General features: G+C 70.9%; 9 protein-coding genes. 4 read left to right on the plus strand and 5 right to left on the minus strand.

Going from position 1 to position 9591, the window contains the following annotated elements; translation table 11 throughout:
* Window positions 1–130: 130 nt before the first annotated feature.
* Both IE317_RS19265 and IE317_RS19270 read left to right on the plus strand, forming a co-directional pair.
* The gene (locus IE317_RS19265) at window positions 131–685 is read left to right on the plus strand and encodes a DUF2716 domain-containing protein (protein ID WP_229902793.1); all 555 of its coding nucleotides are present in this window, start codon (window positions 131–133) and stop codon (window positions 683–685) included.
* 159 nt (window positions 686–844) lie between these two features.
* On the plus strand, window positions 845–3172 hold the full coding sequence (locus IE317_RS19270; protein WP_191311972.1) for a chitobiase/beta-hexosaminidase C-terminal domain-containing protein: 2328 nt from the start codon (window positions 845–847) through the stop codon (window positions 3170–3172).
* Between the two features lie 52 nt (window positions 3173–3224).
* Here IE317_RS19270 and IE317_RS19275 read toward each other — a convergent pair whose 3' ends face one another.
* Window positions 3225–4217 carry an erythromycin esterase family protein gene (locus IE317_RS19275; RefSeq protein WP_191311974.1) on the minus strand — a complete coding sequence of 331 codons (993 nt, stop codon included), beginning with the start codon at window positions 4215–4217 and terminating at the stop codon, window positions 3225–3227.
* Window positions 4218–4234: 17 nt separating this feature from the next.
* Here IE317_RS19275 and IE317_RS19280 point away from each other — a divergent pair, with 17 nt between their 5' ends.
* The gene (locus tag IE317_RS19280) at window positions 4235–4930 is read left to right on the plus strand and encodes a TioE family transcriptional regulator (protein ID WP_229902794.1); all 696 of its coding nucleotides are present in this window, start codon (window positions 4235–4237) and stop codon (window positions 4928–4930) included.
* Here the strand turns inward: IE317_RS19280 and IE317_RS19285 are convergent.
* The gene (locus IE317_RS19285; RefSeq protein ID WP_191311976.1) at window positions 4919–5761 is read right to left on the minus strand and encodes an ion transporter; all 843 of its coding nucleotides are present in this window, start codon (window positions 5759–5761) and stop codon (window positions 4919–4921) included. The two genes, IE317_RS19280 and IE317_RS19285, sit on opposite strands and share 12 nt — an antisense overlap.
* Before the next feature lie 436 nt (window positions 5762–6197).
* On the opposite strand from IE317_RS19285, the gene IE317_RS19290 reads away from it, so the two are divergent.
* The gene (locus IE317_RS19290) at window positions 6198–6359 is read left to right on the plus strand and encodes a hypothetical protein (RefSeq protein ID WP_191311978.1); all 162 of its coding nucleotides are present in this window, start codon (window positions 6198–6200) and stop codon (window positions 6357–6359) included.
* Between the two features lie 6 nt (window positions 6360–6365).
* Here IE317_RS19290 and IE317_RS19295 read toward each other — a convergent pair whose 3' ends face one another.
* From IE317_RS19295 to IE317_RS19305, 3 genes are all read right to left on the minus strand, one after another.
* A complete protein-coding gene (locus tag IE317_RS19295; protein WP_191311980.1) occupies window positions 6366–6989 on the minus strand; it encodes a TetR/AcrR family transcriptional regulator in 624 nt (207 codons plus the stop codon).
* Between the two features lie 14 nt (window positions 6990–7003).
* Window positions 7004–8395: an MFS transporter gene (locus IE317_RS19300; RefSeq protein WP_191311982.1), complete on the minus strand. Its 1392-nt coding sequence runs from the start codon at window positions 8393–8395 to the stop codon at window positions 7004–7006.
* A 111-nt stretch (window positions 8396–8506) separates the two neighbouring features.
* A complete protein-coding gene (locus IE317_RS19305; protein WP_191311985.1) occupies window positions 8507–9373 on the minus strand; it encodes an alpha/beta fold hydrolase in 867 nt (288 codons plus the stop codon).
* Window positions 9374–9591: the final 218 nt, after the last annotated feature.

A 9591-nucleotide genomic window follows, 5' to 3' on the forward strand; every position in this document is an offset into this window, starting at 1 on the left:
ACCAACTGCGCGGCTGGGTCCCGGCGGTGCCGCCGATCGGCGCGGTGATCGAGCGGGACGGCCCGGTCGTCCGGACCCACTACGGCACGCACGGCGAGGTGGCCCACCGGCATTTTGGCGCCACCCGGACGTGCGGTTCTTGCTCGTCGAGGCCACCGGCGACCTGCAAGCCGCCTTCGAGGCGGCCGGGCTGCGCCCGATCACCACGGTCGCCCGCCACCACCTGACCTCGCCCGGCGAACCGGCGCGCACCCGCCCCGTGCAGGCCCTCTTCGCCACACCCGAACACGACGAGATCTGGTCGCGCTTCGAGCAGCGGTTCGCCTTCCGGCCGGACATCCGGGAGTTCCCCGGCATCACCGAACCGCCCGGCTCGGCGACCTGGCACGTCGGTGACCTCGACGACCCGCAGCTGGACGCGCTGTCCGACATCGTCCACAAGGGACTCCGCGAGTCCGTCGAACCGGGCGAGGCGCTGTACTGGCTCGACTGGCAGCACGTCGGCTACCGCTTCGACCCCGCGCGGGCCGACGGCGCCGGACCGCGCTGGCCCGGTGCCGTCTTCCCGGACGGCGACTACCACCTCCACCTGACCCGGGATCTCCGCCTGGGCACGTTCGGCCACCCGTGGGAGGAGACGTCTGCGTCTTCGGCGACCTCCTCACCCGGATCGGCGCGGAGCTGACCGCGGCGCTCGGGGAGCCGGTCCGGCGGACGCCCGGGTAGCCGCATTGGTCCAGACAAGTGTTACCAAAAAGTTATCGAGGGCCCGCTGAACGGGAGCTACTTTGTTGTGACTCGCAACAAATGGCGCGTGGATCCCCAACGGCGGAGGTGTCACGGCGTGAACCGGACCTTGGACAAGTTACGACGACGCGGCCCGGGCCTCGCGCTCGTCGCCTCGGCAGTGCTCATGGCGGCCGGGCTCAGCGCCCCGGCCGCGCTGGCGGCGGACGACTACACCCAGAGCGTCACGCAGCCCAGCGCCAGTCAGGTGCAGATCAACTTCACCCCGACGACCCCCGCGTTGTACGTGGACGTCCACTACACCGGCGTTCCCGGCGTCGGCCAGCAGAACGTCCGGATGACCAACGGCTCCGGCACCTGGCGGACCACCGTCAACGGTCTGAGCAGCGGAAACGTCCTCGACTACTGGTTCACCTACGAAAAGAACGGCCCGCAGTACGACACCCCGCACTTCAGCTACACCGTCGGCGGCGGCAGCACGACGACGGTCGCCGCGCCGACGTTCAGCCCGCCCGGAGGCACCTACTCGAGCGCGCAAACGGTGACGATCAGCAGCGCCACCGCGGGCGCGACCATCCGGTACACGGTGGACGGCTCGACACCCACCGCGTCCTCGACGCTCTACAGTGGACCGATCAGCGTCCCGAACTCCCGCACGGTCAACGCGATCGCGCTCAAGTCCGGGTCGACGACGTCCCCGGTGTCGAGCGCGACCTACACGATCGGCACCCAGGCCGGCTGCCCGACGCAGTCCGACACCCCGAACTTCGGGCCGAACGTGCGGATCTTCGACCCGGGCATGTCCGCGGCGACGATCCAGGCGCAGCTGGACACCGACTTCAACAACCAGAAGGACACGCTGACCGCGCAGATGGCGGACCGGCGCGTCGCGCACCTGTTCAAGCCGGGCACCTACAACAACGTGCACGACAACGTCGGCTTCTACACCTCGGTGGCCGGCCTCGGCCAGAACCCGGGCGACGTCCTGATCAACGGTGACGTCACCGTCGACGCCTTCAACGCCTCCGACAACGGCGTCGCGCTGCAGAACTTCTGGCGCTCGGCGGAGAACATGGCGGTCAACCCCTCCGGCGGCAACGAGCGCTGGGCGGTCGCGCAGGCCGCGCCGTTCCGCCGGATGGACGTCCGCGGCGGGCTGCAGCTGTACCCGGCGAGCTACGGCTTCGCCAGCGGCGGCTACATCGCCGACACCAAGGTGGCCGGCCAGGCCGCGTCGGTCTCGCAGCAGCAGTGGTACACGCGCGACTCGCAGCTCGGCAGCTGGAACGGCGGCGTCTGGAACATGGTCTTCTCCGGCACCAGCGGTGCGCCGGCGACCACGTTCCCGAACCCGCCCGAGACGACCCTGGCCACGACCCCGGTCTCCCGCGACGTGCCCTACCTCTACGTCGACGGCACCGGCAAGTACCGCGTGTTCCTGCCGTCCCTGCGCACCAACGCGTCCGGCCCCAGCTGGGCGAACGGCAGCACCCCGGGCACGTCGGCGCCGATGAGCCAGTTCTACGTCGTCAAGTCCGGCGACACGGCCGCGTCGATCAACAACGCGCTTTCCGCGGGCTGCAACCTGTTCTTCACGCCGGGCGTCTACCACCTCAACCAGACGCTCAACGTGACCCGCGCGAACACGACGATCCTCGGTATCGGCTACCCGACCCTGGTGCCCGACAACGGCGTCAACGCGATGCAGGTGTCCGATGTGGACGGCGTCCGGCTCAAGGGCCTGCTCTTCGACGCGGGCACGACGAACTCGCAGGCGCTGCTCACGGTCGGCCAGTCCGGCTCGTCGGCGTCGCACGCGGGGAACCCGACGACGATCCAGGACGTGTTCTTCCGGATCGGCGGCGCGATCGCCGGCAAGGCGACCAACAGCCTGATCGTCAACAGCGCCAACACGATCATCGACCACATCTGGGCGTGGCGCGCCGACCACGGCAACGCGGGCACCTACGGCTGGACCACGAACACGGCCGACACCGGGCTCGTGGTGAACGGCGCGAACGTGCTGGCCACCGGCCTGTTCGTCGAGCACTACCAGAAGTACCAGGTGATCTGGAACGGCCAGGGCGGCCGGACGATCTTCTTCCAGAACGAGATGCCCTACGACGTGCCCGACCAGGCGTCGTGGAACGCGCCCTCGGGTGTCGCCGGGTATGCCGCGTACAAGGTCGGGGCGAACGTGACGTCCCATGAGGCGTGGGGTCTCGGCAGCTACTGCTTCTTCGACACGAACCCGGCGGTGTCCAGCTACCACGCGTTCGAGGTGCCGAACACCAGCGGCGTCCGGTTCCACAGCCTGCTGACGGTGTCGCTCAACTACCGCGGCACGATCACGCACGTCATCAACGACACCGGCGGCACCACGCCTTCGGGCACGGTGCCGGTCAACGTGGTCAGCTACCCGTAACCCGAGGACCCGGCAGCCCCCGCACCCGCCCCGGTGCGGGGGCTGCCGCACCTCAGGCGAGGTGCCACACCGCTGTGGCACCTTCGAGCAGGTCGGCGTCGAGGCCGAAGTAGCCGCGTTCGGGCTTGGTGTCGGTGCGCTTGCGGCCGTCCGGGACGTCGGCCAGCCGCCAGGTCTTCGTGCCACGCTGCAGACGGCCCTCGTAGGTGTCCGGAGCCGGCTCGCGGACGCCGATCGCCTCGCTGTGGCCGAGGCTGCCGGCGATGAAGGCGTACCGGTCGCCGAGCAGGGCGCCGACGATCGCGCCCGCGCCCGACCCCGTGCGCTGCAGGTGGACGTTGTGCGAGAACACCAACGTCGGACCGCGGCGGGCCTCGATGGCGCGGATGTCCAGGAGGTTCTCGGCCATGAGGACCGCGCGCACGCCCGACAGGCGCGCGATCCTCGTTTCCCGGTCGCCCGGCACGGCCGATGCCGCGTGGTAGCGCAGCAGGCCGCGTCCGGCGGTGGCGTGGGTCTTGGCCCGCCACCAGTCAGCGTCCAGCCGCGGCGCTCGGGCGTGGAGGGCGACGAGCAGGTCGTCGGCGAGCACCCGCAGCTCGCGGGCCTCGGGTGACGCGCCGGGTGTCTGCGCCGGGTCGAGGATCGCCTCGGACCGGCTCCACCGCTCGTCGTCGCCGGTCAGGGCCGCGATGTCGACGTCGAGGCCCAGGTAGTCGCGAACGTGTTCGAGGTAGGTACGCGGGCTGGGGGCGCTGAAGGTCTCCGTCGGGGCGTCGAAGCCGTGGAAGGCGAGCGGTTCTTCGGCGGTCTCGTTGTACTCGCGCAGCCACTTCAGCAGCTGCCGGTTGGCGTCCACTTCGCCCAGGTCGTGCGAGAAGCCGCCGTCGAGCGCGGCCACCCGGTCGGTCTCCAGCGCGATCGACCGGAAGCCGTGCTCGGCGAGCCGGGCGAAGAGGTCGTTGCGGAGCCGCGCACAGGCCGGCTCGAAGTGGGTGGGCTCGCCCAGCCCGAGCAGTTCGGCGGTGAAGTCCGTGATGTCCATGTGATTGAATCGTATCCTTGAAGACTCGGTTGAGACCTGCGGACCTCGCCCGCGAGCACGGCATCTCCACGCAGGCGGTCCGCAACTACGAACAGGACGGCTTCCTCCTGCCGGCCGCGCGCACCCCGAGCGGCTACCGGATTTACACGGAAAGGCACGCCGCAGCACTGCGGGCGTTCCTCGCCCTGGTCCCGGCCTACGGGCACGCGACGGCGGGCGGGATCATGCACGCGGTCAACGAAGACGACCTCGGCCGCGCGCTGACGCTCGTCGACCGCGGCCACGAGCAGCTGCTCCGGGACCGCGAAACCCTCAACACGGTCCGGAAGGCGATCGGGCCGCTGACGACCGGGCCGGTCGGCGAACCGGCCGCGACCGGCTGGTCGATCGGCGAGCTCGCGCACCACCTCGGCGTCACCGCGGCGACCGTGCGGGCGTGGGAACGCGCGGGCATCCTGGTGCCGGCGCGGAACCGGGCGACCGGCCACCGGGTCTTCCAGCCGTCCGACATCCGCGACGCCGAACTGGCCCACCTGCTCCGCCGCGGCGGCTACCCGCTCGCCCACATCGCCACGGTGGTCGCGCAGGTCCGCACCGCGGGCGGCACGGACTCCCTGGCCGAGGCGCTCGAAACCTGGCAGGACCGGCTGACCGCCCGCGGCCTGGCGATGCTCGACGCGGCCGCCCGCCTGAGCGAGTACCTACGGGCGTGAACCCGGATGCAGCCGGTCGTACTCGTGCGCGGCCGTGCGCTGGGTGCGCACCGGCAGGACCTTTTCCCCGGCTTCGTCGTCGACTTCGTTGAGCCCGAGCTGCACGGCCAGCCGGATCTGCTCGCGGTTCTCGCGGACGACGGCGGAGAAGAAGTCGTCGATCCGCGGATCGAGGAGGACCTCCAGGAGCACGCGGAACGAGGTGTCGACACAGGCGCGCACGATTTCGTCGTGGAACGGCAGCCGCTTGAGCTTCCCGAGCTGCGGGTCCGCGGCGATCTTTTCGGCGATGATCGAGCGCAGCTCGTCCTTGTGCGCCCCGAGCGACTTGGCCAGGTTCTCCGGGTAGTTGCCGGTTTCCAGCACCTTGACGACCTCGTCGAGCACCGCGATGGTCACCGGTTTCTTGATCGCCTTCACGATCGGCTCGGAGAGCTTGTCGACGAGCCGGTAGGTGAACTGCTCGCCGACGGCCCGGTCTGCGGCCCGCCCGATCCGCACGAGCAGCAGCACGACACTGACGAACTTGTGCGCGGTCATCGCCGGGTGCGCGACCGGGATCATGGCGAACAGCTCGTACCAGTTGCGCACGAGGAACTTCCGGGCCCACCGCCGTTTCCGCCACCGCCACAGGAACTCGAGCAGGAAGATCCCGCAGATCCCGCAGTCGACGGCGAAGAGGACGAGCCCGACGTCCCGCGCCGGCGGGCTGAGCACCATGAACCCCAGCAACCCGACCGACCCGGCGGCGAGCACGAGCATGATCCAGTCGTCGGCGCGCACGTTCCCGGGCAGCACCCCGCTGTTGAGCTCGGGTTCACTGGTGACCATGCCCGATGATGGCACGGACACCGCTGATCAGCCGGTCCGGACGTGCCGCCGAGTGGGTTTCGGAGGCTTCGGGCCGGACGCGAAGTGTCGTGTTTTTGTCGTGTCGCACCCCCGCCGGATACGGCATCGTGGACGGTGGCGGTCACGGCGAGGGGAGCACGGAGCGGACAGCCGGCTGCTCGCTGTTCGCTGCTCGCTCCGGCTCGGAGGGAGGCGGTGGCCGGTGGCTCAAGAAGCGGGCTGCCGGCCCACGCCGTAGCACCGCGCAGGCCGCGGATCCGGCCCGGCCGGGTTTCCCCGGGGAAAGCCGTTCCCGGCAACGGGAAACGGCTGTTGCCGCCCGGTTCCGGCGCGCACCATCGAAGCAGACCGAATCTCGCGGAAGTCCGCGAGGCCAAGCGAATCCCGTTCAACGGGGAATTCCGAGGAGCCTGCCATGATGGTCGTCTGTTCCCTTGCCGCCCTTGTCCGGGTGGCGCTGTTCGTCGTCGTGCTCGCTCTGGTTGCCGGGTTGGCGCTTGGCGCGCCGTCCGGTGCGCCCGGGTCCGGGCCGGCCGGGTCTGGCGCCACCGCCACCTCGGAGGCCGTCACGCACTGAGGACGGTCACGGTCCCAGGTGCTCGATCAGCCTGGCCAGCTGGTCGGCGTACCGCCGGACGAAGTCGGGCGAGTCGCCCTCTGCGCCGGTCAGGCCGGCCACCACGTGCGGCAGCGTCACCGGGGCCATGGCCGCCGCCATCAGGAGCACCGTCAGGCACTCCGGGTCGGCCCAGTCCGGGAGGCGGCCCTCGGCCTTCAGCGCTTTGATCTGCTCCACCGTCCCCGCCAGGCGCTGCGCACGGGGGGCGTGGTCCGGGTCGGTTTCCGGGCTCTCGTACTCCAGCCCCGACCAGGCCAGCAGCCGGACGCCGTCGCGGTTGGCGAGGGCTTCCAGGGCCATCCGCCGGACCTGTTCGGACAGCGGGAGGTCCGGGGCCATCAGCTCGCTCTGCCGCTGCCCCCACTCGTCCGACATCGCGCGGTATAGGCCTTCTTTGCCGTCGAAGTAGTACGAGATCAGCTGCTGGTTCACCCCGGCCCGCGCCGCGATCGCCGCGATGCGCGCGCCGGCGTAGCCCTTCGCCGCGAACTCCGCGCCCGCCGCCTCCAGGATCAGCCGGCGGGTGCGCTCCGGATCGCGTTGGCGCTCCTGGGGCTTCGGCGAACGGCGGGGCTTCGACGCGGTCACGCGGCGACTATACGTCAACCAACCACTTGACTCTGCCGAACAGAAGGGTGAACCGCCGTCAGGGCGAGCGCGACCACGAGCACACCGGCGCCGACCGCGAGCGCGCCCGCCGTCGCGGCGGCGGATCCGCTGTCCAGCCGGGCGAAGAAAACCGTGCCGCACAAGGCGATCCCGGTCGCCGTCCCGAGCTGCACGGTGGTGTTCACGACGCCGGAGGCCGCGCCGGCCTGCTCCGGCCGGATCCCGGCCATCGAGGCGGCGAACAGCGCGTTCAGCACCGCGCCCATGCCGAGCCCGACGGCGACCACGGGCAGCAGCAGGGCCCACCCGCTCAACGCGGAGTCCAAGGAGGACACCAGCACCGCGATCAGCACCAGCCCGGCCAGCAGCACCGCGACGGCGCCGGCGGTGAACACCCGCCCGAGCTTCGGGGCCAGGCGCATGGCCAGGACGTTGCCTGCGACGATGCCGAGCGTCGACGGCGCGAACGTCAACGCCGCTTCCCACGGCGAGAAGCCGAGCCCGAGCTGCAGGTGCAGGGTCAGGACGAAGAACACGCCGACCCCGGTGTTGACGCAGAGCAGGACGGCCTGGCTGCCGGCGATCTGCCGCAGCAGGTCCGGCGGCAGCAACGGTTCCCCGCCGCGGCGGAACAGGCGCCGCTGGTGCCACGCGAACACACCGGACAACGGGAGAGCGGCGGCCAGCAGCACCATCGACCACACCGGCCAGCCCAGCTCGCGCCCCTGCACCAGCGGGTAGAACACCGCGAACAGCGCGGCGGTCAGCAACGCCAGCCCGGCCGGGTCCATCCGGTGCCGGGCGAACCCCGGCCGGCCCGGCATGGTGACCAGGGCACCGGCCAGCGCGAGCACGCCGAGGGGCAGGTTCACCAGGAAGATCGCCCGCCAGCCGGTGCCGAACAGGTCGGCCTCGGTCAGCGCGCCGCCCAGCAGCGGCCCGGCGAGCCCGCCCACCGGGAACGCGGCCGCGTACCAGGTCATCGCCTTCGGCCGCTCCCGCTCGTCGAACTCCGCGTGGACGAAGGACAGCACCTGCGGCACCATCAGCCCGGACCCGACGCCCTGCACCACCCGCGCGGCGATCAGCACGCCGACGTGCCCGGCGAGCCCGGCGGCGAGCGAGGCGGCCGTGAACACGAGCATGCCCGCCACGAACAGCTTCTTCGTGCCGTGGCGGTCGCCCAGCCGTCCGCCGGTGATCAGCGTGAGCGCGAAGCCCAGCGCGTACCCCGCCGAGATCCACTGCAGCGCGGACTCGCCGGTGCCGAGCTCCCGCCGGATGGTCGGCAAGGCCACCGCGACGATCTGGTTGTCGATCATGTCCACCAGCACCGCGAGCACCGCGACCGCCAGTGCCCACCACCTGAGCGCGTGCTTTTCCACGACGGACCTCTCCTCCCCGCGGCGACCGTGACGCAGCCATCGTCAACCAACCGGACGACTCTGTCAACTAGACGTTTGATTGAGTCCGGCGGATGGTGGAGAGGTGCGGGCTCAGACTTCGAGGACCTCCCGGAGTTTCTCGGCGAAGGCCTCCGGCTGGCCGGCGTAACCGAACTCGCCGCCCAGGAACCCGCCGTGGTGACTCGGGAACACGGTCGCTTCCTGTCCGAGCAGCTCGGCCGTGCCGATCGCGGCACGCCCGGTGAACACCTGCCGGCTTTCCTCACCGACGGCGACGACGATGCGAGTCGGCGCCGCGGCGAGCGCTTCGACGTCGAGCCGGTAGCCGGTCACCCCGACGGAACGTTCGCTCAGCACCGGGTCGTCACGACGACCGTCGTCCTCGGCAGGCAGTCCGAACTGGGCCGGGTCCGCCGGCGGGAGCGCGAAATAGGCGTCGGTGAACTCGCCCTCCCACGCCCCCAGCGCCATGAACGCCGCCATGCCGGCACCGAAGCCCTTGGTCTGGTAGGCCTCCCGCATCAGCCGGCCGGCCCGCTCCGCCGCGGCGGCGTCCGGAAGCGAACCGTTGAGCGGCGGCTCGTGGGCGACGAAGGTGCGGACGGCCTCCGGGTGCGCCGTGACCAGCGCGAACCCGGCGACCGCACCCCCGCTGCTCCCGAACACGTCGACGGGACCGGCCCCGAGCGCCCGGATGACGGCGTGGACGTCCTCGGCCTGCACGGCGGGCACGTGGTCGACCCGGCCGTCCTTGCGGACGCTGCGCCCGAGCCCGCGCGGGTCGTAGGTGACGACGGTGCGGTCGGCGAAGTGCGACGCCAGTGTGCCGAACCCCTCGGCGGTCATCGGCTGCCCGAGCATCACCAGCGGTGGCCGCGGGCTCTCGGCGGGCGCCGGGCCGTGCACGTCGTAGACGATGTCGGCTTCGGGTGTTTCCAGTGTGTGCGTGGTCGTCATGGTTTCCTCCATAAGATTGTCGGTGTTCAGGACGGGGTGTCCTGGATGCCCAGGGCGATGGGGTGTGGCTGATGGTTTCTTGCCTTCGAGGTGGCTTCCGAGGAGTGGCCGCTCCGTCATTCTGGACGCCCTGGCCGCTGATTGAGATCTGCGCTCGGTCGCTGTTTATGGAGATGCTGGCGGGTCGTCCACGGGGTTGAGCTGCGAAGGACGGGAGG

The sequence above is a fragment of the Amycolatopsis bullii genome, from assembly GCF_014654205.1.
Taxonomy (GTDB): Bacteria; Actinomycetota; Actinomycetes; order Mycobacteriales; family Pseudonocardiaceae; genus Amycolatopsis; species Amycolatopsis plumensis.